Annotated in this window: 22 protein-coding genes and 1 pseudogene; 12 read left to right on the top strand and 11 right to left on the bottom strand. The window is 51.1% G+C overall.

The window, feature by feature from the left end; all coding sequences use genetic code 11:
• Nucleotides 1–16 precede the first annotated feature (16 nt).
• Nucleotides 17–808 (top strand): endonuclease VIII, encoded by a 792-nt coding sequence (gene nei, locus D9742_RS06365; RefSeq protein WP_130236353.1) that lies wholly within the window; start codon nt 17–19, stop codon nt 806–808.
• Here the strand turns inward: nei and D9742_RS06360 are convergent.
• The 7 genes from D9742_RS06360 to D9742_RS06330 all read right to left on the bottom strand — a co-directional run bounded on the left by D9742_RS06360 (nt 805) and on the right by D9742_RS06330 (nt 8,860).
• A complete protein-coding gene (locus D9742_RS06360) occupies nt 805–1,851 on the bottom strand; it encodes an AbrB family transcriptional regulator (protein ID WP_130236352.1) in 1,047 nt (348 codons plus the stop codon). The genes nei and D9742_RS06360 overlap by 4 nt on opposite strands.
• 147 nt (nt 1,852–1,998) lie before the next feature.
• Nucleotides 1,999–3,060 (bottom strand): fimbrial protein, encoded by a 1,062-nt coding sequence (locus D9742_RS06355; RefSeq protein ID WP_130236351.1) that lies wholly within the window; start codon nt 3,058–3,060, stop codon nt 1,999–2,001.
• Nucleotides 3,057–3,788: a molecular chaperone gene (locus tag D9742_RS06350; RefSeq protein ID WP_130236350.1), complete on the bottom strand. Its 732-nt coding sequence runs from the start codon at nt 3,786–3,788 to the stop codon at nt 3,057–3,059. Before D9742_RS06350 ends, D9742_RS06355 begins: the two co-directional genes overlap by 4 nt.
• Nucleotides 3,789–3,802: 14 nt before the next feature.
• Nucleotides 3,803–6,262 carry a fimbria/pilus outer membrane usher protein gene (locus D9742_RS06345; RefSeq protein WP_069906760.1) on the bottom strand — a complete coding sequence of 820 codons (2,460 nt, stop codon included), beginning with the start codon at nt 6,260–6,262 and terminating at the stop codon, nt 3,803–3,805.
• A gap of 49 nt (nt 6,263–6,311) precedes the next feature.
• Nucleotides 6,312–6,878, bottom strand: coding sequence for a fimbrial protein (locus D9742_RS06340; RefSeq protein ID WP_130236349.1), 567 nt, complete (start codon nt 6,876–6,878; stop codon nt 6,312–6,314).
• A 386-nt stretch (nt 6,879–7,264) separates the two neighbouring features.
• Entirely contained in the window at nt 7,265–8,548 is a 1,284-nt protein-coding gene (gene gltA / locus D9742_RS06335) for a citrate synthase (RefSeq protein ID WP_130236348.1), read from the bottom strand.
• 204 nt (nt 8,549–8,752) lie between these two features.
• On the bottom strand, nt 8,753–8,860 hold the full coding sequence (locus tag D9742_RS06330) for a hypothetical protein (protein ID WP_130209864.1): 108 nt from the start codon (nt 8,858–8,860) through the stop codon (nt 8,753–8,755).
• Between the two features lie 380 nt (nt 8,861–9,240).
• Between D9742_RS06330 and sdhC the strand changes: the two genes are divergently transcribed.
• The 11 genes from sdhC to D9742_RS06275 all read left to right on the top strand — a co-directional run bounded on the left by sdhC (nt 9,241) and on the right by D9742_RS06275 (nt 21,077).
• On the top strand, nt 9,241–9,645 hold the full coding sequence (sdhC, locus tag D9742_RS06325; protein ID WP_165382759.1) for a succinate dehydrogenase cytochrome b556 subunit: 405 nt from the start codon (nt 9,241–9,243) through the stop codon (nt 9,643–9,645).
• Nucleotides 9,639–9,986 (top strand): succinate dehydrogenase membrane anchor subunit, encoded by a 348-nt coding sequence (sdhD, locus tag D9742_RS06320; RefSeq protein WP_064528887.1) that lies wholly within the window; start codon nt 9,639–9,641, stop codon nt 9,984–9,986. The genes sdhC and sdhD overlap by 7 nt, the downstream gene beginning before the upstream one ends.
• Nucleotides 9,986–11,752, top strand: coding sequence for a succinate dehydrogenase flavoprotein subunit (sdhA, locus tag D9742_RS06315; RefSeq protein ID WP_130236347.1), 1,767 nt, complete (start codon nt 9,986–9,988; stop codon nt 11,750–11,752). The genes sdhD and sdhA overlap by 1 nt, the downstream gene beginning before the upstream one ends.
• A 15-nt stretch (nt 11,753–11,767) precedes the next feature.
• Nucleotides 11,768–12,484: a succinate dehydrogenase iron-sulfur subunit SdhB gene (sdhB, locus tag D9742_RS06310; protein ID WP_130236346.1), complete on the top strand. Its 717-nt coding sequence runs from the start codon at nt 11,768–11,770 to the stop codon at nt 12,482–12,484.
• A 308-nt stretch (nt 12,485–12,792) separates the two neighbouring features.
• A complete protein-coding gene (gene sucA / locus D9742_RS06305) occupies nt 12,793–15,594 on the top strand; it encodes a 2-oxoglutarate dehydrogenase E1 component (protein ID WP_001181473.1) in 2,802 nt (933 codons plus the stop codon).
• Nucleotides 15,595–15,608: 14 nt separating this feature from the next.
• Complete coding sequence (gene odhB / locus D9742_RS06300) at nt 15,609–16,826, top strand: 2-oxoglutarate dehydrogenase complex dihydrolipoyllysine-residue succinyltransferase (protein ID WP_000099831.1); 1,218 nt, start codon at nt 15,609–15,611, stop codon at nt 16,824–16,826.
• A 366-nt stretch (nt 16,827–17,192) separates the two neighbouring features.
• Nucleotides 17,193–18,359 carry an ADP-forming succinate--CoA ligase subunit beta gene (sucC, locus tag D9742_RS06295; RefSeq protein ID WP_001048608.1) on the top strand — a complete coding sequence of 389 codons (1,167 nt, stop codon included), beginning with the start codon at nt 17,193–17,195 and terminating at the stop codon, nt 18,357–18,359.
• Nucleotides 18,359–19,228, top strand: a complete 870-nt coding sequence (sucD, locus tag D9742_RS06290; RefSeq protein WP_000025458.1) for a succinate--CoA ligase subunit alpha — start codon at nt 18,359–18,361, stop codon at nt 19,226–19,228. The genes sucC and sucD overlap by 1 nt, the downstream gene beginning before the upstream one ends.
• Nucleotides 19,229–19,540: 312 nt before the next feature.
• Nucleotides 19,541–19,672, top strand: coding sequence for a hypothetical protein (locus D9742_RS23225; RefSeq protein ID WP_346477099.1), 132 nt, complete (start codon nt 19,541–19,543; stop codon nt 19,670–19,672).
• Between the two features lie 9 nt (nt 19,673–19,681).
• Nucleotides 19,682–19,900: a hypothetical protein gene (locus D9742_RS06280; RefSeq protein WP_130236345.1), complete on the top strand. Its 219-nt coding sequence runs from the start codon at nt 19,682–19,684 to the stop codon at nt 19,898–19,900.
• Between the two features lie 271 nt (nt 19,901–20,171).
• Nucleotides 20,172–21,077: a LysR substrate-binding domain-containing protein gene (locus tag D9742_RS06275; protein ID WP_130236344.1), complete on the top strand. Its 906-nt coding sequence runs from the start codon at nt 20,172–20,174 to the stop codon at nt 21,075–21,077.
• A gap of 33 nt (nt 21,078–21,110) precedes the next feature.
• Here D9742_RS06275 and D9742_RS06270 read toward each other — a convergent pair.
• From D9742_RS06270 to D9742_RS06255, 4 genes and pseudogenes are all read right to left on the bottom strand, one after another.
• A pseudogene (locus D9742_RS06270) lies at nt 21,111–21,374 on the bottom strand (cob(I)yrinic acid a,c-diamide adenosyltransferase); the annotation flags it as partial.
• A 4-nt stretch (nt 21,375–21,378) separates the two neighbouring features.
• Entirely contained in the window at nt 21,379–23,031 is a 1,653-nt protein-coding gene (locus D9742_RS06265; protein ID WP_130236343.1) for a class I fumarate hydratase, read from the bottom strand.
• A 268-nt stretch (nt 23,032–23,299) separates the two neighbouring features.
• Complete coding sequence (locus tag D9742_RS06260; RefSeq protein ID WP_130236342.1) at nt 23,300–23,617, bottom strand: DUF4387 domain-containing protein; 318 nt, start codon at nt 23,615–23,617, stop codon at nt 23,300–23,302.
• The gene (locus D9742_RS06255; RefSeq protein WP_130236341.1) at nt 23,614–24,984 is read right to left on the bottom strand and encodes an acyclic terpene utilization AtuA family protein; all 1,371 of its coding nucleotides are present in this window, start codon (nt 24,982–24,984) and stop codon (nt 23,614–23,616) included. The genes D9742_RS06260 and D9742_RS06255 overlap by 4 nt, the downstream gene beginning before the upstream one ends.

The following is a 24,984-nucleotide window of genomic DNA, read 5'->3' as shown; positions in this document are numbered from 1 at the left end:
AAAAAAGGATATTACCATGCCTGAAGGCCCGGAGATCCGCCGTGCAGCGGATAACCTGGAGGCGGCGATCAAAGGCAAACCACTGACCGATGTCTGGTTTGCCTTCCCGCAGTTAAAACCTTATCAATCACAACTTATTGGTCAGCATGTCACTTATGTGGAAACACGCGGAAAAGCGTTGCTGACCCATTTTTCGGATGGCTTAACGCTCTATAGCCATAATCAGCTTTACGGCGTCTGGCGAGTGGTTGATACCGGCGAAGAGCCGCAGACCACGCGAGTACTGCGGGTAAAACTGCAAACGGCTGACAAAACCATTCTGCTTTATAGCGCCTCGGATATTGAGATGTTGACGCCGGAACAACTGACCACGCATCCGTTTTTACAACGCGTTGGTCCCGATGTGTTGGATCCGAATCTGACGCCGAAGGTGGTAAAGGAGCGGTTATTGTCGCCGCGCTTTCGTAACCGTCAGTTTGCTGGATTACTGCTCGATCAGGCGTTTCTGGCAGGACTTGGCAATTATCTGCGGGTGGAGATCCTCTGGCAGGTTGGGTTGACTGGAAATCATAAAGCGAAAGATCTCAATGCGGCGCAACTGGATACACTCGCACACGCGTTACTGGATATTCCTCGACTTTCTTACGCTACGCGGGGGCAGGTGGATGAAAATAAACATCATGGCGCGCTGTTCCGCTTTAAGGTTTTTCATCGTGATGGCGAACCGTGCGAACGCTGTGGCGGCATCATTGAGAAAACCACGCTGTCATCTCGCCCGTTTTACTGGTGCCCTGGCTGTCAGCACTAGGTCGTACGCTTCGGCGCATAGGTTGAAATAAACCGTGCAATGGCAGGCCCCGTCAGCAAAATACTGAACAGGCGCAGGGTTTGCATTGCCATAATGAGCGCCATATCGGCATTGCTCCCTGCGGCGATGACCGCCACCGTATCAAGCCCGCCGGGGCTGGTGGCGAGGTAGGCGGTCATAAAATCAATATGCATAAAACAGGTCAGCCCCAACGCCATCGCGGCGCAGATGGCGAGTAGAGCAAAAATCGACAGCAGGATTTGTGGTAGCGGGCGTAGTGCCCGCAGTAAGATTTGTTTATCGAAACCAAGACCAATCCGCCAGCCAATTGCCATATACGCCATCGCCAGCAGCCATTCCGGTAGTTCGATGGTGATGAGCTGACCAGACTGGAGCACTGCGCCCGCCAGCATCGGGATGAGCATCGTGCCGGAAGGAAGACGCAGCAGGCATCCCACTGTACCGGCAACGACCGCGAGCAAAATAGTAAGCAGGAGATTAATGCTCACTGGCGGGAACCAGACGATATGCTGGTTAACCGCTTCAGCGTTATCGCCCAGCATCATTCGCGTGACCAGAACTGCGGCCCCCGCGACAAACAGCACTCGCAGATACTGCATAAACGCCACCAGGCGGATATCTGCGCCGTAATCCTGCGCCATCGCGACCATTGCCGCCGCCCCGCCAGGCGAGGAGCCCCAGGCACCAGTATTTCCGGGCAGTGAGCTATAGCGCACCAGTAGCCATCCCACGATAGCGCTGGAAAGCAACGTCACCAGTAAAATAGCTAACACAATCGGCCAGTTAACCGCCAGCGTGGTCAGGATCGAACCGGTCAAGTTTTGCGCAATCATGCAGCCAAGAATGGCCTGCGCGGCGAGAAAAGCGGAGCGGGGGAGTTGCAGGGTAACCCCGCGCATACTGAAGATGATCCCGGCGATCATCGGTCCAAGTAAGAGTGCCGCCGGGAGATGTAATCCGAGGAAACCAATAGAAAGGAGAAGTGATAGCACACATAACATTCCCCACTGCAAAACTGGCATCCTTTGCTCCCTCATTATTTTCTCTTTGGTGTATCGATACAGCATAAAGAATGCCGGGCATGGAAAAAATAACGGTAATCAATAAAAGCCGGAAAATTGGCAATTAACCGAAGAAGCCCTCTCCGGCTGGAAAGGGCAAAGGCTAAATCAGTTGTAGTTAATTTTGAAAAGTACCACTGTATCAAAGGGACCAACGTCGATGGGCGTACCCGGCGTGGATGACAATTCTGCCGTGTAGGTTTTTTCATACACTAACAGGTCGCTGGTAAAATCGGCATACTCACTGTATTTGTTGAAAGTATAGGGTGAGGCATTTTCATCCAACAATCGAAGCTCCAGGCCATTGCCAATGAGCAGTGATTTATCTTCGTCGATAAGGGTTTCATCGGTATAAAACGAAGAGCTGACTTTAAAACCGTCGGTACACTGGTCGTTTTGTGATTTGGTTGTAGTTATTTTAAATTGCTGCGACATCGTATGGCGACGAATATCCAGCACGTTAAATCGGCCAAAATCAACGACCTGGGTTTCAGGTGAGATAGCAAAGTTGACGCTGCAATCCAGCACGCGGATATTTTCCAGACCGGTAATGTGATATTTCAGATTCTTCGCGGTAGGGTCTTCGTTCACGCTGCCTGCGCCATCAAACTGTACGACGATGTAATCGCTGAGTTTGCTCTGATAATCATGGGGCGGCATGGCGCGAACTTTAACGTAAAGCCGCATACGCGCCATAAACGTCCGCGATTTGTGCATAACGGTTGGATCGCCGGAGCAAAGTTTATTTTGCCAGCCCATCGCAATGATCTGCTCCGGGGTGTAAATATCAATATTCTTACTGTCGATGCACTGATTCGTGTCGATGCGGCTTTTCCCAAGGCTTGCGTCATAGTCCACGCCTTCATAGGTTACGCCCAATTGATAATAGGGATCCTGAATACCGGGGTAAGGGTTTACCCAGGCGTAGACGTGCTCGCTTTCAAAATTACCGTTTGTGTTGTTGTCACAGTAGACCGGAATCTTGATATCGTCCGATTCCCAGATTTTATCGCCGGGTTTGGAATTGGCCGGAACGGCGAAGGGCATAATAGCTTCCGATTTTTCTACAGCGCCGTTTGCGGTACCAAAATAGCAGTTCAACGCCAGCGCCGCTTTTAGTGGCAAAAAAATCAGACAGATGGCGAGCAACACGCCTTTGGCGAATCTCATTTTTTATTCTCCACCGGCTGCAGGCGGCATTGCCCCTGGCAGGAGAGCGTGTTCATACGCAATGCGCCGTAGTCGTCCATGTAGCCAAGATAAAACTGCTTGCCGCTATAGCTGTCCGTGCTGGTGGTGACCGAACTGAACGGTGCGACCATCGTGCTTTTAAAGCCAGGCAGCACGCCTTTCTCATCCCGCCCAAGATAGGCAATAGTCAGATAGTATCCGGTCGGGTTTTTCAGGGTAAGCTGGTTATTCTGCTGGCTAACCTGTAGCTGTTGCTCAACATGATCGCCCATTTTTTTGCGTAATGCGGCGGGCCGCCAGAATAGCTTAATGCGACTTTGGACGGCGACTTGCAGGATCGCATGGCCCTCGCTGCCTTCCGGGACAGGCGGAATTTCACGCAGGTTATAGTAAAAGAGAGATTCGCGATCGGTGGGTAATTTCGCGGTGGCGGCTTGTTTCATGATCCGCACCTGCGAAGCCGCTTTTGGCTCCAGCCGCTGGATAGGCGGCAGGGCGACGAGAAATTCATCGCTTTTTTCCCCTTTTTCATTTTCTACCCATGAATAGGCGAGATAGGGGAGTTTATCGCTGCGGTTTTCCACGCGCAGGCTGGTTGCTTTATCTTTGCTATTAAAGATGATGCGCGTGCGGTCAGGCTGCACTGCGCCGTGGCTGCACATACTGGCAACCAGAAGAATCAAAGGGAATCCTTTAACAAATGTCATCGTCTTTTCCTTAATTAATGACAGGGTAAAATCAGGCGCTTAGTCACATCTTCCAGATGTTCCGGCAGATGAATGGCACACGTTTTCTGGTCGCCCCAGTGCACGGTAAATTGTTGATTTTCATCGACCCCACTCAGCCATGCGTGACCGTTTTCGCCAACCATCCCGACGCTGACACCGCCTTCAGCCTGGCGAACATCGGCACCGAGCGGCGGGAAATGCCCGTTAGCATCGCTGATAATGACGTTGAGATCTTTCCCGGCGCGGGAAGCCAGCGATTTAAAGCCGATGGCGCCTTCGGTCCAGGTTTCTTTCACCACGTTCTCGGAAACGGTAACGCCGTCAGGCAAGTCGTTCATATTGACCGCCACCGTCGTAGGCTGGTAGCTGGAAACAAACGGTACCACGGCAATACCAAAACGGTTGGTATAGTCAATATTGCCCTGAATCGGAATATCGCCCACGCCGTCGGTGCTGACCATCAGGCGTGGTTCATTGGTGGAACTGCGGCGATGGAATGCCGCGCCATGTTGAGTCGCGGTAAATGAGCCGCTCCAACTGGCACTGGCGGAAGTGTAATCATTGGCGGCATAGGTTCCGGTCAGATCCCATTCCCCCGCCGAACTGAGGTGTTGGTAATTGCCGCTGACCTGCGCACCGTTATCCGGGCGATCGGATTGTATTCCAGCCGACATTCCCCAACTGTTTCGTTCATCCAGGGTATCGTTCCACGACATGCGGTGGGTGGTAGTATTACTGTTGTTCTGCATGTCATAACCCAGTCGACCACTTTCCCCAATCGGTAAGGAGATCGAAAAGTAAATCTGGTTGTCGCGATCTTTATCTTCATAATGGGTGGTGTTGAACGAGGTCGAGACAGAAATATCTTTCCAGTCGCCAATGTCGACGTTAAAACCGGCGGTAATGTTGGCCGTGGTGGAGGTATCCGCATTCCACCAGCTCTGATGCAGGATGTTGGCGTAGAGATTAAGATTCAGCGGAGTAATAGGCTGACCGAAGGAGAGGCTGATGGTTTGCTTTTCATCCTGCGCGTCGGCGTCATTGTATTTGTGATCAATGTAGTTAGCGTAGCTGTGAAAATGGCGATCGGAGAAGCGATAGGCTGCCAATGAGATGGTGCTGTTGGTCGCATCAACCTGTTTGCTGTAGTTAAAGCGGTAGCTGTAACCCTGCTCATCCTGTTGGGTATCAAAATGGCTGTCGGCCCAGGTCACGTCAAACGACAGCGCCCCCAGCCAGAGCATATTTTGCCCAATACCCAGCGCGCCGGAACGATAGTCATCGCCTGCGAGAAGCATGCCGCCATATAGTGAAGTGTTGGAGAGCATCCCCCAGGAGACTTCATGGCTAATGAAGGTTTCATCCTCGGTGTGGTGCGACATAGAGGAACGCGGGCGACCGGCAGCCAGTTTATAGCGCACCTGGCCCTGACGCGTCAGGAACGGGGTAGAGGCCGCTGAAACCTGGAAGTTATTCACCCGTCCATCTTCTTCGCTCACTTTGACATCCAGTGTACCTTGTACTGACTGATTCAGGTCATCAATAATAAATGGGCCAGGCGGGACTTTTTTCTGGTAAATCACGCGACCAGAATGGCTTATCGTGACCGTGGCGTTAGTCTGTGCGATGCCGCTGATTTGCGGCGCGTAGCCGCGTAACTCCCAGGGGAGCATTCGATCGTCGCTGGCTAACGCCGCACCGGTATAGGAGAAACCATCAAAAATGTTAGAGCTAAAATCGGTTTCGCCCAGGGTTAATCGGGAACCTATTTGCGGTAACGGGCGGAACAGGTAGGTCCGTGAAATCGCCCCGGATTGTTCACGGTTGTCGCCGCTATCGGACTGGCTAAGCTGATAATCGCTGCGCAGACGCCATGCCCCGGCGTTGAGGCCCGTGGTGCCATAGGCGTTCAGGTTGTTGCTGCTGCTGCCGCTTTGTGGGCGATAAGTGCTGGCAAACAGGTTGTAATCCATCAGGAAGCCAGGAATACCGTTATTCCACGTAGAGGGTGGCGTCCAGTTTTCTGAATGCCACGCCAGCCATGCCTGCGGGATTGTAATATTGAGCTGTTGATTTGCCTGATCGAAAGTAAAGATGATTTCAGGGAAGACACTAAAATCGACACATTCTTTTATTGCAGGTAATTTTTTACGAAAGTCAGATTTAAGTCCGAAGAGTTCGATCAGCGATTCATTGATACAAGGAATAATTTTATCGCCAGATTTTTGCCAGCGAATTTGTTGCCCATTACTGATTTTATTATTATTAACCGTAACACTAACAAAGTAATCGCCGGGAGCTACGACGCCTTTTTGATTGAGCAACGAAATATCAACGCTATCCCGAATCGACTTATCGAGAACGTTAAGGTTAAATTCAGCTGCCAGCGCAGGAGGGGTTACCATTGCCAGACAGGAAAGAACAGAGAGTCGATAAATATTCACGGCATCCATACCTGAACAATATTCGCAAAAGGCGGCTAATCAGCCGCCTTAAAAAGGATTATTGGTAATCCAGAACGTAAGTTGCGTTAGCAGTAACGGCCCCCGGGGTAACCGAAACTGCGTTATCCATCTGTTCCATCCAGGCAAAGAAGTTTAATGTTTGTTCTGTTGAACTTGCCAATAAGTCAATTGTTGGCGTTTCTGTTCCCAATACAACAAATGATTCATCTTTGTTCATGAGACGTACGCCAACGCCGGTAGCCTCGCCAGCACTGATGTTACTAAGGAGCGGCGTTGCACCTGTCGTTTTAGCCGTGCTGTCGAAGGTCACGCCTACCTTTGAGACCACGCCACCGTTGCCATCATCCCAGCCTGCAATATCACAGTTGATTAAGCGAATATTGACAGGTTTTTTCTCGCTATGATGTTCTCGATTTATGTGGGATGTGGTTACTTCACCCAGGTCAATGTTCATATCAAGGTCATCAGGGTGAATTTCACAAGGTGCTTCAATAACTTCACCTTTAAAGTGGATTTCACCAGATCCTTCATCTGCAGCAAAAACAGGTGAAGCGAATAGTAGAGATACGGCCAGGGCGGCCAGTGTTTTTTGTCCTTTAAACATACATGAATCCTTCATGGGCTATGATAAAGTATACTAATTATTCCGACAGAATAGTGGTTTTTTGTTCATGTAATAATATTAATGTTGCTACATTATGTTTGAGAGTTTTTCAAAGCCCTCGAATCATAAATAAAGTGAATTAATCCTATTACGAGTTTATTTAATTGTGGGTGCTACCCAATGTATTCTACATCGACTGGCGGAATAACGGTGGTGGTGAATGAAAAATTAGGATTTTATTTAGTTATCGGATATGTATTCTTGTAACGTGTAATTATGTATTTGTGTCCGATTACGTTTTTTTGTCGATAGACATAACTAACGAACAAAAAAAAGCCCGCCAGATATTAAGGCGGGCTAAACGATATATGGTTCAAATCAGATAATTAATGTTTAACATCTGATTTAAAGTCTCGTTTTTCATAGCCGGTGTACAACTGGCGTGGACGGGCGATCTTCATGCCGTCACTGTGCATTTCGCTCCAGTGAGCGATCCAGCCAACGGTACGGGCCATTGCGAAAATGACGGTGAACATGGAAGACGGAATACCCATCGCTTTCAGGATGATACCAGAGTAGAAATCGACGTTCGGGTATAGTTTCTTCTCGATAAAGTACGGGTCGTTCAGCGCGATGTTTTCCAGCTCCATAGCCACTTCCAGCAGGTCATCTTTGGTACCCAGCTCTTTCAGCACTTCATGGCAGGTTTCACGCATTACGGTGGCGCGCGGGTCGTAGTTTTTGTACACGCGGTGACCGAAGCCCATCAGGCGGAAAGAGTCATTCTTGTCTTTCGCACGGCGAACGAATTCCGGAATGTGTTTAACCGAGCTTATTTCTTCCAGCATTTTCAGCGCAGCTTCGTTGGCGCCGCCGTGCGCTGGTCCCCACAGAGAGGCAATACCTGCGGCGATACAGGCGAACGGGTTAGCGCCCGAAGAGCCAGCGGTACGCACGGTAGAAGTAGAGGCATTCTGTTCGTGGTCAGCGTGCAGGATCAGAATGCGGTCCATAGCACGTTCCAGAATTGGATTGACTTCATACGGCTCGCACGGCGTGGAGAACATCATGTGCAGGAAGTTACCGGCGTAGGAGAGGTCATTACGCGGGTAAATAAACGGCTGACCGATGGAGTATTTGTAGCACATTGCTGCCATGGTCGGCATTTTCGACAGCAGACGGAACGCGGCGATTTCACGATGGCGCGGGTTATTGACGTCCAGAGAGTCATGATAAAACGCCGCCAGTGCACCGGTAATACCGCACATTACCGCCATCGGATGCGAGTCACGACGGAAAGCGTGGAACAGACGGGTGATCTGTTCGTGAATCATGGTATGACGAGTTACTGTCGTTTTGAATTCGTCGTACTGCTCCTGGGTTGGTTTCTCACCATTCAACAGGATATAGCAAACTTCCAGGTAGTTAGAATCGGTTGCCAGCTGATCAATCGGGAAGCCACGATGCAGCAAAATACCTTCATCACCATCAATAAAAGTAATTTTAGATTCGCAGGATGCGGTTGAAGTGAAACCAGGGTCAAAGGTGAATACGCCTTTTGAACCAAGCGTACGGATATCGATAACATCTTGACCTAGCGTGCCTTTCAGCACATCCAGTTCAACAGCTGTGTTCCCGTTGAGGGTGAGTTTTGCTTTTGTATCAGCCATTTAAGGTCTCCTTAGCGCCTTATTGCGTAAGACTGCCGGAACTTAAATTTGCCTTCGCACATCAACCTGGCTTTACCCGTTTGTTATTTGGCTCGCCGCTCTGTGGGAGAGAGGAAACCTGGGTACAGAGCTCTGGGCGCTTGCAGGTAAAGAATTCATTGATGACGAATAAACGGCGAATCAAGCACTTAGCAATCCGAATTATTAAACCTGTCTATCACTAATAACTGTCTCGAATGGATTGGTCAATACTTCCACACTGTTACATAAGTTAATCTTAGGTGAAATAGTGACCCCATAACTTTTACGCATTATATGCTTTTCCTGGTAATGTTTGTAACAACTTTGTTGAATGATTGTCAAATGAGATGGTTAAAAATTAAATAAATGTTGTTATCGTGACCCAGATCACTGTTCTGGATAAAACCAGACAAACTATATGTAGGTTAATTGTAATGATTTTGTGAACGGCCTATACTGCCGCCAGGTCTCCGGAACACCCTGCAATCCCGAGCCACCCAGCGTTGTAACGTGTCGTTTTCGCATCTGGAAGCAGTGTTTTGCATGACGCGCAGTTATAGAAAGGACGCTGTCTGACCCGCAAGCAGACCGGAGGAAGGAAATCCCGACGTCTCCAGGTAACAGAAAGTTATCCTCTGTACCCGTAGTCCCCAGGGAATAATAAGAACAGCATGTGGGCGTTATTCATGATAAGAAATGTGAAAAAACAAAGACCTGTTAATCTGGACCTACAGACCATCCGGTTCCCCATCACGGCGATAGCGTCCATTCTTCATCGCGTTTCCGGTGTGATTACGTTTGTTGCCGTGGGCATCCTACTGTGGCTTCTGGGCACCAGCCTCTCTTCCCCTGAAGGTTTCGAGCAAGCTTCCGCCATTATGGGCAGCTTCTTCGTCAAATTTATCATGTGGGGCATCCTTACCGCTCTGGCATATCACGTCGTCGTAGGTATTCGCCACATGATGATGGATTTTGGCTATCTGGAAGAAACATTCGAAGCGGGTAAACGCTCTGCCAAAGTCTCCTTTGTCATTACTGTCGTGCTTTCAATTCTTGCAGGAGTCCTCGTATGGTAAGCAACGCCTCCGCATTAGGACGCAATGGCGTACATGATTTCATCCTCGTTCGCGCTACTGCTATCGTCCTGACGCTTTACATCATTTATATGGTCGGTTTTTTTGCTATCAGTGGCGAACTGACATATGACGTCTGGATTGGTTTCTTTGCCTCTGCGTTCACTAAAGTCTTCACTCTGCTGGCACTGTTTTCCATTTTGATCCATGCCTGGATCGGCATGTGGCAGGTGTTGACCGACTACGTTAAACCACTGGCCGTGCGCCTGATTCTGCAACTGGTGATTGTTGTTGCACTGGTGGTTTACGTGATTTATGGATTCGTTGTGGTGTGGGGTGTGTGATGAAATTGCCAGTCAGAGAATTTGATGCAGTTGTGATTGGTGCCGGAGGCGCAGGTATGCGCGCGGCGCTGCAAATTTCCCAGAGCGGCCAGACTTGTGCGCTGCTCTCTAAAGTTTTCCCGACCCGTTCCCATACTGTTTCTGCGCAGGGCGGTATTACCGTTGCGCTGGGTAACACCCATGAAGATAACTGGGAATGGCATATGTACGACACCGTAAAAGGGTCGGACTATATCGGCGACCAGGACGCGATTGAATATATGTGTAAAACCGGGCCGGAAGCGATTCTGGAACTGGAACATATGGGCCTGCCGTTCTCGCGCCTTGATGATGGTCGTATCTATCAACGTCCGTTTGGCGGTCAGTCGAAAAACTTCGGCGGCGAGCAGGCGGCACGTACTGCGGCGGCTGCCGACCGTACTGGTCACGCACTGCTGCACACGCTTTATCAGCAGAACCTGAAAAACCACACCACTATTTTCTCCGAATGGTATGCGCTGGATCTGGTGAAAAACGCCGATGGCGCGGTGGTCGGTTGTACCGCACTGTGCATCGAAACGGGTGAAGTGGTTTACTTCAAAGCTCGCGCGACTGTGCTGGCGACTGGCGGGGCAGGGCGTATTTATCAGTCCACCACTAACGCCCACATTAACACCGGCGACGGTGTCGGCATGGCTATCCGTGCAGGCGTACCGGTGCAGGATATGGAAATGTGGCAGTTCCACCCGACCGGTATTGCCGGTGCGGGCGTACTGGTCACCGAAGGTTGCCGTGGTGAAGGTGGTTATCTGCTGAACAAACATGGCGAGCGCTTTATGGAGCGTTATGCGCCGAACGCCAAAGACCTTGCGGGGCGTGACGTGGTGGCGCGTTCCATCATGATCGAAATCCGTGAAGGTCGCGGCTGTGATGGTCCGTGGGGACCACACGCAAAACTGAAACTTGACCATCTGGGTAAAGAAGTTCTTGAATCTCGTCTGCCGGGTATCCTGGAACTCTCCCGTACCTTCGCTCACGTCGATCCGGTGAAAGAGCCGATTCCGGTTATCCCAACCTGTCACTACATGATGGGCGGTATCCCGACCAAAGTGACCGGTCAGGCGCTGACGGTGAACGAGCAGGGTGAAGATGTGGTAATCCCTGGGCTGTTCGCGGTGGGTGAAATTGCCTGCGTATCCGTACACGGCGCTAACCGTCTGGGCGGCAACTCGCTGCTGGACCTGGTGGTCTTTGGTCGCGCAGCTGGTCTGCATCTGCAAGAGTCTATTGCCGAGCAGGGCGCACTGCGCGATGCCAGCGAGTCTGATGTTGAAGCTTCTCTCGAGCGCCTGAACCGCTGGAACAACAACCGTAACGGTGAAGATCCGGTGGCGATTCGTAAAGCGCTGCAAGAATGTATGCAGCATAACTTCTCGGTCTTCCGTGAAGGTGATGCGATGGCGAAAGGGCTTGAGCAGTTGAAAGTTATCCGCGAGCGTCTGAAAAATGCCCGTCTGGATGACACTTCCAGCGAGTTCAACACCCAGCGCGTTGAGTGTCTGGAACTGGATAACCTGATGGAAACGGCGTATGCAACGGCTGTTTCTGCCAACTTCCGTACCGAAAGCCGTGGCGCGCATAGCCGCTTCGACTTCCCGGATCGTGATGATGAAAACTGGCTGTGCCACTCCCTGTATCTGCCAGAGTCGGAATCCATGACGCGCCGAAGCGTCAACATGGAACCGAAACTGCGCCCGGCATTCCCGCCGAAGATTCGTACTTACTAATGCGGAGACAGGAAAATGAGACTCGAGTTTTCAATTTATCGCTATAACCCGGATGTTGATGATGCTCCGCGTATGCAGGATTACACCCTGGAAGCGGAAGAAGGTCGTGACATGATGCTGCTGGATGCGCTTATCCAGCTGAAAGAGAAAGATCCCAGCCTGTCGTTCCGTCGCTCCTGTCGTGAAGGTGTGTGCGGTTCCGATGGTCTGAACATGAACGGTAAGAATGGTCTGGCCTGTATTACCCCAATTTCGGCACTCAACCAGCCGGGTAAGAAAATTGTAATTCGCCCGTTACCTGGTTTACCGGTTGTCCGCGATTTGGTGGTAGACATGGGACAATTCTATGCGCAATATGAGAAAATCAAGCCTTACCTGTTGAATAATGGGCAAAATCCGCCAGCTCGCGAGCATTTGCAGATGCCTGAGCAGCGCGAAAAACTCGACGGGCTGTATGAATGTATTCTCTGCGCATGTTGTTCAACCTCTTGTCCGTCTTTCTGGTGGAATCCCGATAAGTTTATCGGTCCGGCAGGTTTGTTAGCGGCGTATCGTTTTCTGATCGATAGCCGTGATACCGAGACTGACGAGCGCCTCGACGGTTTGAGCGATGCATTCAGTGTATTCCGCTGTCACAGCATCATGAACTGCGTCAGTGTATGTCCGAAAGGGCTGAACCCGACGCGCGCCATCGGCCATATCAAGTCGATGTTGTTGCAACGTAATGCGTAAACCGTAGGCCTGATAAGACGCGCAAGCGTCACATCAGGCAACCAGTGCCGGATGCGGCGTGAACGCCTTATCCGGCCTACAAGTCATTACCCGTAGGCCTGATAAGCGCAGCGCATCAGGCGTAACAAAGAAATGCAGGAAATCTTTAAAAACTGCCCCTGACACTAAGACAGTTTTTAAAGGTTCCTTCGCGAGCCACTACGTAGACAAGAGCTCGCAAGTGAACCCCGGCACGCACATCTGATGTGAAATGTGCGTGGTAGTATCCACGGCGAAGTAAGCATAAAAAAGATGCTTAAGGGATCACGATGCAGAACAGCGCTTTGAAAGCCTGGTTGGACTCTTCTTACCTCTCTGGCGCAAACCAGAGCTGGATAGAACAGCTCTATGAAGACTTCTTAACCGATCCTGACTCGGTTGACGCTAACTGGCGTTCGACGTTCCAGCAGTTACCTGGTACGGGAGTCAAACCGGATCAATTCCACTCTCAAACGCGTGAATATTTCCGCCGCCTGGCGAAAGACGCTTCACGTTACTCTTCAACGATCTCCGACCCTGACACCAATGTGAAGCAGGTTAAAGTCCTGCAGCTCATTAACGCATACCGCTTCCGTGGTCACCAGCATGCGAATCTCGATCCGCTGGGACTGTGGCAGCAAGATAAAGTGGCCGATCTGGATCCGTCTTTCCACGATCTGACCGAAGCAGACTTCCAGGAGACTTTCAACGTTGGTTCATTTGCCAGCGGCAAAGAGACCATGAAACTCGGCGAGCTGCTGGAAGCCCTCAAGCAAACCTACTGCGGCCCGATTGGTGCCGAGTATATGCACATTACCAGCACCGAAGAAAAACGCTGGATCCAACAGCGTATCGAGTCTGGTCGCGCGACTTTCAATAGCGAAGAGAAAAAACGCTTCTTAAGCGAACTGACCGCCGCTGAAGGTCTTGAACGTTACCTCGGCGCAAAATTCCCTGGCGCAAAACGCTTCTCGCTGGAAGGCGGTGATGCGTTAATCCCGATGCTTAAAGAGATGATCCGCCACGCTGGCAACAGCGGCACCCGGGAAGTGGTTCTCGGGATGGCGCACCGTGGTCGTCTGAACGTGCTGGTGAACGTGCTGGGTAAAAAACCGCAAGACTTGTTCGACGAGTTTGCCGGTAAACATAAAGAACACCTCGGCACGGGTGACGTGAAATACCACATGGGCTTCTCGTCTGACTTCCAGACCGATGGCGGCCTGGTGCACCTGGCGCTGGCGTTTAACCCGTCTCACCTTGAGATTGTAAGCCCGGTAGTTATCGGCTCTGTTCGTGCCCGTCTGGACAGACTTGATGAGCCGAGCAGCAACAAAGTGCTGCCAATCACCATCCACGGTGACGCCGCAGTGACCGGGCAGGGCGTGGTTCAGGAAACCCTGAACATGTCGAAAGCGCGTGGTTATGAAGTTGGCGGTACGGTACGTATCGTTATCAACAACCAGGTTGGTTTCACCACCTCTAATCCGCTGGATGCCCGTTCTACACCGTACTGTACTGATATCGGTAAGATGGTTCAGGCACCGATTTTCCACGTTAACGCGGATGATCCGGAAGCCGTTGCCTTTGTGACCCGTCTGGCGCTCGATTTCCGTAACACCTTTAAACGTGATGTCTTCATCGACCTGGTGTGCTACCGCCGTCACGGCCACAACGAAGCCGACGAGCCGAGCGCAACCCAGCCGCTGATGTATCAGAAAATCAAAAAACATCCGACGCCGCGCAAAATCTATGCTGACAAGCTGGAGCAGGAAAAAGTGGCGACGCTGGAAGATGCCACCGAGATGGTTAACCTGTACCGCGATGCGCTGGATGCTGGCGATTGCGTAGTGGCAGAGTGGCGTCCGATGAACATGCACTCTTTCACCTGGTCGCCGTATCTCAACCACGAATGGGACGAAGAGTACCCGAACAAAGTTGAGATGAAGCGCCTGCAGGAACTGGCTAAACGCATCAGTACGGTGCCGGAAGCGGTTGAAATGCAGTCTCGCGTTGCCAAGATTTATGGCGATCGCCAGGCGATGGCTGCCGGTGAGAAACTGTTCGACTGGGGCGGCGCGGAAAACCTCGCTTACGCCACGCTGGTTGACGAAGGCATTCCGGTTCGCCTGTCGGGTGAAGACTCCGGTCGCGGTACATTCTTCCACCGCCACGCGGTGATCCACAACCAGTCTAACGGTTCCACTTACACGCCGCTGCAACACATCCATAACGGCCAGGGCGCGTTCCGTGTCTGGGACTCCGTACTGTCTGAAGAAGCCGTGCTGGCGTTTGAATACGGTTATGCCACCGCAGAACCACGCACTCTGACTATCTGGGAAGCGCAGTTCGGTGACTTCGCCAACGGTGCTCAGGTGGTTATCGACCAGTTCATCTCCTCTGGCGAGCAGAAATGGGGCCGGATGTGTGGTCTGGTGATGTTGCTGCCGCACGGTTACGAAGGGCAGGGGCCGGAGCACTCCTCCGCGCGTCTGGAACGTTATCTGCAACTTTGCGCTGAGCAAAACATGCAGGTGTGCGTACCGTCTACCCCGGCACAGGTTTACCACATGCTGCGTCGTCAGGCGCTGCGCGGGATGCGTCGTCCGCTGGTCGTGATGTCGCCGAAATCCCTGCTGCGTCATCCGCTGGCGGTTTCCAGCCTCGAAGAACTGGCGAACGGCACCTTCCTGCCAGCCATCGGTGAAATCGACGAGCTTGATCCGAAGGGCGTGAAGCGCGTAGTGATGTGTTCTGGTAAGGTTTATTACGACCTGCTGGAACAACGTCGTAAGAACAATCAACACGATGTCGCCATTGTGCGTATCGAGCAACTCTACCCGTTCCCGCATAAAGCGATGCAGGAAGTGTTGCAGCAGTTTGCTCACGTCAAGGATTTTGTCTGGTGCCAGGAAGAGCCGCTCAACCAGGGCGCATGGTACTGCAGCCAGCATCATTTCCGTGAAGTGATTCCGTTTGGGGCTTCTCTGCGTTATGCAGGCCGCCCGGCCTCCGCCTCTCCGGCGGTAGGGTATATGTCCGTTCACCAGAAACAGCAACAAGATCTGGTTAATGACGCGCTGAACGTCGAATAAATAAAGGATACACAATGAGTAGCGTAGATATTCTGGTCCCTGACCTGCCTGAATCCGTAGCCGATGCCACCGTCGCAACCTGGCATAAAAAACCCGGCGACGCAGTCGTACGTGATGAAGTGCTGGTAGAAATCGAAACTGACAAAGTGGTACTGGAAGTACCGGCATCAGCAGACGGCATTCTGGATGCGGTTCTGGAAGATGAAGGTACAACGGTAACGTCTCGTCAGATCCTTGGTCGCCTGCGTGAAGGCAACAGCGCCGGTAAAGAAACCAGCGCCAAATCTGAAGAGAAAGCGTCCACTCCGGCGCAACGCCAGCAGGCGTCTCTGGAAGAGCAAAACAACGATGCGTTAAGCCCGGCGATCCGTCGCCTGCTGGCTGAACACAACCTCGACGCCAGCGCCATTAAAGGCACCGGTGTGGGTGGTCGTCTGACCCGTGAAGATGTGGAAAAACATCTGGCGAAAGCTCCGGCGAAAGAGTCTGCTCCGGCAGCGGCTGCTTCGGCGGCGCAACCGGCTCTGGCTGCACGTAGCGAAAAACGTGTCCCGATGACTCGCCTGCGTAAGCGTGTGGCAGAGCGTCTGCTGGAAGCGAAAAACTCCACCGCCATGCTGACCACGTTCAACGAAGTCAACATGAAGCCGATTATGGATCTGCGTAAGCAGTACGGTGAAGCGTTTGAAAAACGCCACGGCATCCGTCTGGGCTTTATGTCCTTCTACGTGAAAGCGGTGGTTGAAGCCCTGAAACGTTACCCGGAAGTGAATGCTTCTATCGACGGCGATGACGTGGTTTACCACAACTATTTCGACGTCAGCATGGCGGTTTCTACGCCGCGCGGCCTGGTGACGCCGGTTCTGCGTGATGTCGATACCCTCGGCATGGCAGACATCGAGAAGAAAATCAAAGAGCTGGCTGTTAAAGGCCGTGACGGCAAGCTGACGGTTGAAGATCTGACCGGTGGTAACTTCACCATCACCAACGGTGGTGTGTTCGGTTCTCTGATGTCTACGCCGATCATCAACCCGCCGCAGAGCGCAATTCTGGGTATGCACGCTATCAAAGATCGTCCGATGGCTGTGAATGGTCAGGTTGAGATCCTGCCGATGATGTACCTGGCGCTGTCCTACGATCACCGTCTGATCGATGGTCGCGAATCCGTGGGCTTCCTGGTAACGATCAAAGAGTTGCTGGAAGATCCGACGCGTCTGCTGCTGGACGTGTAGTAGTTTAAGTTTCACCTGCACTGTAGACCGGATAAGACATTATCGCCTTCTCCGGCAATTGAAGCCTGATGCGACGCTTAACGCGTCTTATCAGGCCTACGGGAAGCACCGATGTAGGTCGGATAAGGCGCTCGCGCCGCATCCGGCACGCGAAGCCTGATGCGACGCTTAACGCGTCTTATCAGGCCTACGGGAAGCACCGATGTAGGTCGGATAAGGCGCTCGCGCCGCATCCGACAAGCGATGCCAGATGCGATGCTTACGCGTCTTATCAGGCCTACGGGTGACCGACAATACCCGGGAGCGATACGAAATATTCGGTCTACGGTTTAAAAGATAACGATTACTGAAGGATGGACAGAACACATGAACTTACATGAATATCAGGCAAAACAACTGTTTGCCCGCTATGGCTTACCAGCACCGGTGGGTTATGCCTGTACTACTCCGCGCGAAGCAGAAGAAGCCGCTTCAAAAATCGGTGCCGGTCCGTGGGTAGTAAAATGTCAGGTTCACGCTGGTGGCCGCGGTAAAGCGGGCGGTGTGAAAGTTGTAAATAGCAAAGAAGACATCCGTGCTTTTGCAGAAAACTGGCTGGGCAAGCGTCTGGTAACGTATCAAACAGATGCCAATGGCCAACCGGTTAACCAGATTCTGGTTGAAGCGGCGACCGATATCGCTAAAGAGCTGTATCTCGGTGCCGTTGTAGACCGTAGTTCACGTCGCGTGGTCTTTATGGCCTCCACCGAAGGCGGCGTGGAAATCGAAAAAGTGGCGGAAGAAACTCCGCACCTGATCCACAAAGTTGCGCTTGATCCGCTGACTGGCCCGATGCCGTATCAGGGACGCGAGCTGGCGTTCAAACTGGGTCTGGAAGGTAAACTGGTTCAGCAGTTCACCAAAATCTTCATGGGCCTGGCGACCATTTTCCTGGAGCGCGACCTGGCGCTGATCGAAATCAACCCGCTGGTCATCACTAAACAGGGCGATCTGGTCTGTCTCGACGGCAAACTGGGTGCTGATGGCAACGCACTGTTCCGCCAGCCTGATCTGCGCGAAATGCGCGACCAGTCGCAGGAAGATCCGCGTGAAGCACAGGCTGCACAGTGGGAACTGAACTACGTTGCGCTGGACGGTAACATCGGTTGTATGGTTAACGGCGCAGGTCTGGCGATGGGTACGATGGACATCGTTAAACTGCACGGCGGCGAACCAGCTAACTTCCTGGACGTTGGCGGCGGCGCAACCAAAGAACGTGTAACCGAAGCGTTCAAAATCATCCTCTCTGACGACAAAGTGAAAGCCGTTCTGGTTAACATCTTCGGCGGTATCGTTCGTTGCGACCTGATCGCTGACGGTATCATCGGCGCGGTAGCGGAAGTGGGTGTTAACGTACCGGTCGTGGTACGTCTGGAAGGTAACAACGCCGAACTCGGCGCGAAGAAACTGGCTGACAGCGGCCTGAATATTATTGCAGCAAAAGGTCTGACGGATGCAGCTCAGCAGGTTGTTGCCGCAGTGGAGGGGAAATAATGTCCATTTTAATTGATAAAAACACCAAGGTTATCTGCCAGGGCTTTACCGGTAGCCAGGGGACTTTCCACTCTGAACAGGCCATTGCATATGGCACCAAAATGGTTGGTGGCGTAACTCCAGGTAAAGGCGGTACTACCCACCTCGGCCTGCCGGTGTTCAACACCGTGCGTGAAGCCGTTGCTGCTACTGGCGCTACCGCTTCTGTTATCTACGTACCAGCACCGTTCTGCAAAGACTCCATTCTGGAAGCTATTGATGCAGGCATCAAACTGATTATCACCATCACTGAAGGCATCCCGACGCTGGATATGCTGACCGTGAAAGTGAAGCTCGATGAAGCAGGCGTTCGTATGATCGGCCCGAACTGCCCAGGCGTTATCACTCCGGGTGAATGCAAAATCGGTATCCAGCCGGGTCACATTCACAAACCAGGTAAAGTGGGTATCGTTTCCCGTTCCGGTACGCTGACCTACGAAGCGGTTAAACAGACCACGGATTACGGTTTCGGTCAGTCGACCTGTGTTGGTATCGGTGGTGATCCGATCCCTGGCTCTAACTTTATCGACATTCTCGAAATGTTCGAAAAAGATCCGCAGACCGAAGCGATCGTGATGATCGGTGAGATCGGCGGTAGCGCTGAAGAAGAAGCTGCTGCGTACATCAAAGAGCATGTTACCAAGCCAGTTGTGGGTTACATCGCTGGTGTGACTGCGCCGAAAGGCAAACGTATGGGGCACGCAGGTGCCATCATCGCTGGTGGTAAAGGGACTGCGGATGAGAAATTCGCTGCCCTGGAAGCCGCAGGCGTGAAAACCGTTCGTAGCCTGGCGGATATCGGTGAAGCACTGAAAACTGTTCTGAAATAAATATTTGTAATAAGAAATAGCCCTCGCCGCTTCCCTCTACAGGAATGGCGAAGGGCTGTCGGTTTCGACATGGTTGGCCATCGTATGATGGCCTTTTTTTTGCCTTAAACGTTAACCATGGTCGAAATCTGACCGCAGGCTGCGTCCCGCTCCGTGACTGCATGACCACAGCCACTGCGGATTGCCGCAACCGACCGCAAGCCACGAATAAGAACGACGGCGTATACCATTGCTGAATCAGTACACGCTCTGCATGATGCTGAAGAGGTCATAACCGTACAAATCAACAGTTCCGATGACAACCCAGCAACCGTGCTGAATGCTGACAAGGCGTATCAGGACTCCATTCAGGTCGCGCAATATTTTGTTAAAGATGGCGCAATCAGCGGCGGGATCTTCCCGACGGCGAACTTCGAATCGTTACCTGTTGCGCTTGTCACTTAGCGTCTGACCGTGGCGTTGGTACATGTTTCGCATAACAGTATGCGTCGCTCGCTGCACCTGGAGGATGAGCACTTTACCGGTTTAACGCGCTTCCTGTCGGCACCCGGTAATAAAGGTCACGGCTTCGGTTCGCTGCATATTCCGTTTGTCGACCAGGATCGGGTCTTTACCCTAGGTATTGCAGCTTCGCAAAAATTCTTAGAAGGATATGCTATAAATCAAAAATAAAATCTTTGTAGATTGTTTATCATAGTATCCATAGATATGATAATTGCTATCAATTTAATAATCTTCACTTAACTTGAATCATAATAATCCGAAGGGCGCTTTGCTTTTCGGATTATTATTATCTGATTGAGATAATTGTCACGTCGGGCTTGCTGGGTTATAAATATTGATCATGATTTTTATAAAATAGTTATTGCTGCTTTGGTTGCCATTATTTAGCAATAAGTAAGGTTTTTTTTGATGGTTTAAACTATTTTTAAGGGACGGCATTATGAGAGGAAAACTACCCAAAACGGAACTGTTGGTAACTTTTGAGGTAGTCGCACGCCATGAAAGTTATACCAGAGCGGCAGAGGAGTTAGCTTTAACTCAAAGCGCAGTATTCAGGCAAGTTAGCGCACTGGAAGATTTTTTACATATATCATTATTTGCTCATTCTAAAAAAAGAATATTTCTTAATGATGCCGGAAAGCATTATCTGGGAATTGTTAAAGAAACATTGAATAAGCTTGAACGTGACACAAATACAATCATGACCTGGCAGCCTACGGTTCAGGTTATTGAGCTTGCTGTCAATCCTACTTTCAGCACGCACTGGTTGATCCCCAATTTACGTGAGTTCAATAAATTGTATCCCGATATTATTGTCAATATTCACTCATTAGCTAATAACGGAGATTTTCTTAATCGGGAATACGATGCCGTCATTATGCGCGAAAATTTTTGCGTGCCCTGGTCGGAGGTAGAATATCTCTTTGAGGAAGAGATTCTGCCGGTATGTAGTGGCAGTTTACTTTCACTTCCTGACCAAAAAATGTCTGTTGCAGAGCTATTAAGTGAACTACCACTGCTGCATCAAAGCACCCGTATTACTGGCTGGGAAGAGTGGTTTGCATTGTCTGGTGTTAGTAGTCCATTGGTAAATAACGGGCCACGTTTTGATTTACTTTCAATGCTGATTGCCGCCGTGCGATCTAATCTCGGTGTGGCGCTCCTTCCTCGGTTTGCAATTCAACACGATTTAGATAGCGGTGACATGGTGATTCCGTGTGATGTGCCTATTCGTACCGGCAATCGCTTTATTATGACATGGCGGGAAGAGAAGGCTGATTATCCGCACTTACAACTTTTTCGTGAGTGGTTGCTGGCAAAATCGGTCGTACCGGAGGAGATGTAAAACCTGCGCCTGGCGAGATGCCAGGCGCAGTCATTACCAGTCGATACCAGGCTGTGCCTGAATACCGTTATCAAAAGCATGCTTGACGGGGTGGATTTCGCTTACCGTATCCGCCATTTTTACTATCCCACTATGGCAACCGCGTCCGGTGACAATGACATTTTGCTGTGCCGGGCGATTTTGTAGCGAAGCGATCACTTCTTCGGTATCCAGATAATGGTAAGCCAGCATGTAGGTCAGCTCATCGAGCACCACTAAATCGTAACGCTCATCAGCCAGCATCCGCTTCCATTCACTTTCCTTAATGCCCGGCGGGGCAATCGGCGCAGTGGTGTTGCTGCTCAAACTGGCTAAAGAAATTGTTGCCTTTATCATCCACCAGAATGAACGCGGGCAAGTTTTCAACCTCCATCATCCATACTGCTTCCATGCCTAACTCTGGATATTCCAGGCAATGCAGGCTTTTGACATATTCTTGTGCCAGTAATGCTGCCGCACCACCGATACTTCCCAGATTAAAGCCGCCATGTTTGTGACAGGCATCGGTAACCTGCTGGCTGCGGTTGCCCTTCGATAACATCACCAGACTGCCGCCAGCCGCCTGGAAGGCGTCGACATAACCGTCCATTCGACCGCCCGTGGTTGGCCCAAGAGAACCACAGGCCATATTTTCCGGTGTTTTCGCGGGGCCTGCGTAATAGACGATGTGATGCTTCAGGTAATCTGGTAACGGTTCGCCGTTATCCAGTCGTTCTTTTATTTTGGCGTGGGCGATATCACGCGCCACTACGATGGGGCCGCTTAACGACACACGGGTGCCGATCGGTAATGTGGCGAGATCCTGCATTACCTCACGCAATGGACGATTTAGATCAATCTGTACGTTATGCGTGTGATTGTCTTCCCGCATTGAGGCTGGAATATATTGCCCCGGATTATGTTCGAGTTTTTCCAGCCAGATGCCGTGCTTGTTAATTTTGGCTTTAATATTACGATCGGCGGAACAGGAGAGCGCCATAGCAATTGGGCAGGAGCCGCCGTGGCGCGGTAGACGAATAACACGAATATCATGAGCGAAATATTTGCCACCAAACTGAGCACCAATACCAAATTGTTGGCTGGCGTCGAGCAAGGTTTTTTCCAGCTCAACATCGCGGAAGGCTTGTCCCTGCTCGTTTCCGCTGGTGGGCAGATTATCGTAGTATTTTGTCGACGCTAGTTTGGCGACTTTTAACGCCTGATCGGCAGAAAGTCCCCCGACGACAAAGGCGATGTGGTAGGGCGGACAAGCAGCGGTGCCCAACGATTTCATTTTCTCGATTAAAAACGCAGTCAGTTTTTCTGGTTGCAGGAGAGATTTAGTTTCCTGGTAAAGCGCGGCTTTATTGGCGGAGCCACCCCCTTTATTGACACACAGAAAATGGTACTCGTCGCCGGGGACGGCGCTGATATCAATCTGCGCCGGAAGATTGGTCTGTGTATTGACTTCGGTATACATATCCAGCGGCGCATTTTGTGAAAAGCGCAGATTATTTTCCTGGAAAGTGGTGTAAATACCTTTGCTTAAGGCTTCGGCGTCATTGCCTCCGGTCCAGATGTGTTGCCCTTTACTGGCGACAATGGTGGCGGTGCCAGTGTCCTGGCAGTTGGGTAATATTCCTTTTGCTGAGACTTCGGCATTGCGCAGTAGCTGCAAGGCCACATATCTGTCATTACTGCTGGCCTGCGGATCGTTCAGAATGCTGGCGACTTGTTGCAGGTGAGCGGGACGTAAGAAAAAAGAGGCCTCATAAAATGCCTCCCGGGCAAGCAACGTTAATGCTTCTGGGGCGACTTTTATCACCTCTTCGCCGTCTATTTCCGTTACTGTAATATATTGTTCGCTGATTAATTTATATTCCGTTGCGTCTTTATATTGTAAAAACGGTTCTTGCCAGATAAATGGTTTGGACATGATGTGTTCTCACATTGTGGTTATTTTTACCGAATAATTAGGCAGGTCGTTTTTCCAGCAGAGATTCGGTATTGACTTAAGTATTTTTTGTTTAATTACGTGTGATTGTTATATGGTTTTTAGAGGGCATAGACCACCAGTTATTCCAGTTGTGATAATGCTGGTGCGCTTCGTAATCTATTTTATTGATATGTTTAGATAAATGCACCTGAGATAAAAATCTGTGCAGGTACATTTATGGGATTGATAATCTAAACAGTATTAATTATTAGATGTCAAAATGAATGCTTAATAAAGGTGCGTGCTGCTGCGCACCATAAACATCATTATCGCCCACATTTCCCGAGATAATATCTCGTGGCATGACGATTTTTACGGCATTAGAAGGATCAAACCAGACAATACGATGAATAAAGTCAGGTTCAACATGATATAAGCGAGCTACCAGTTCTGGGGTTAATTGCCCGGATGATTTAACGCGCTCATAGTTTTCTTTCGTTTTAAATAAAATATCTAACACCAGTTCGTACGGCCCGGCATTTTTCGAGCGGATAACCTGTGCCAGTGAGACAATAGACTGTTTCATGCCTGAACTCCTTCTGGCGTCACCTGTTCCATATGGAAATCAAAACGCAGTGCGTCGTTGGCTTCAATCAGGTGATAGATAGAAAACTCGTATACGGGTCCACTCTGGATATCAGAAGGGGAGAACGGGAACGCCAGGTTACCCGCCGTGGCGATGCGATTTTCATAGCCATAGTGCAACATAGTGGAGCGCACCAGTGAGCAAACACTGTTGGCGATTTCTTGCGTCGGCGCGACCACATCCAGGACGATCCCCAGTTCATGTCCGGCAGTTTCCATGGGCTCGTGGTCGCCCATGACACCATTTTTACCGTACAGGTGGAATGTCATTCGAATGCTGTCATCGGTCAGCGACAGGTTGCGTGTTACGCTGGCTTTGACCTCTTCAATGATTTTGTCGATCCCGGCGATCATGATTGGGTCGCGAGTGCCGGCGATGGTCAGGCAGCGGAAGCCCACCTGCCGCGCGCCTTCCAGCTTCAGGGCATATGGCGTTTCTTCATGCTCAGAACCGCTGACATAAACTTCACCGTCGTTCACTGCTTTGAAGGTGCAGCTTTTCAGATTCAGAACACCGCCTGGTCCCGGCAGGAAGTACGGGTCCGATTTCTCATACAGCGTGTGTGCGGCTGCAGATGTTTCGGTGAACTTACGCTGCGGATTGAACGTCTTCAGCGTGAAGCCATTATCGTCGATGATGCCCATTGCACAGTCAGAGCCGGAACCTGGCGTAGCGGCAATTGCTGCGCATTCGAGGATTTTCCCACAGTGCAGCGCCAGCCCTTCGTCAAAGCCTTGCATGATTGGTAGTGCGGCAAAGCAGGCCGGATCATAAGCCCGGCCGCCCAGCACCACCTGTGCGCCTTCTTTCAGCGCCCGTTGGAAGGGTTCGATGCCCATTTGCGCGACGATATAGGTACTTTCGTCAATCGCGTCGTGCGTTAACGGCGGGACAAAATCCAGCGCCGTTATTTTGCCGTTATCCAGTGCCTGGTGGACAATGGCTTTGTCAACGTCCGTCGGGATCAGCGCCATCGAGAATGAAAGTTTTTCCTCTTGCGCAATCTCGTGAATAATTTGACGACACCACTCCAAATGCGGGGCAGCGCCAGAACCACCGGCCGTCCCGATCACCACCGGAATATTATTTCGCACGCCTGCGGTGATCATATAGCGCAGGTCGCGTTTAACTCCTGCGCGGTCGGTAAAGGGCTTACCCGCCCCCAGATAGTGCGGGCCAGGATCGGAAGAACCGGCATCAACGGCGATCAGGTCGGGAGATTCCGCCATCGCTTTGCGGAAGCTCTCTTCAGGGAAGCCATAACCGAGGATCGCAGTAGGTGATAAGACTTTAAAAGAACGAGCCAT

Source organism: Escherichia sp. E1V33 (assembly GCF_004211955.1).
Lineage (GTDB): Bacteria > Pseudomonadota > Gammaproteobacteria > Enterobacterales > Enterobacteriaceae > Escherichia.
This window is presented reverse-complemented; position numbering and strand designations above follow the sequence as displayed.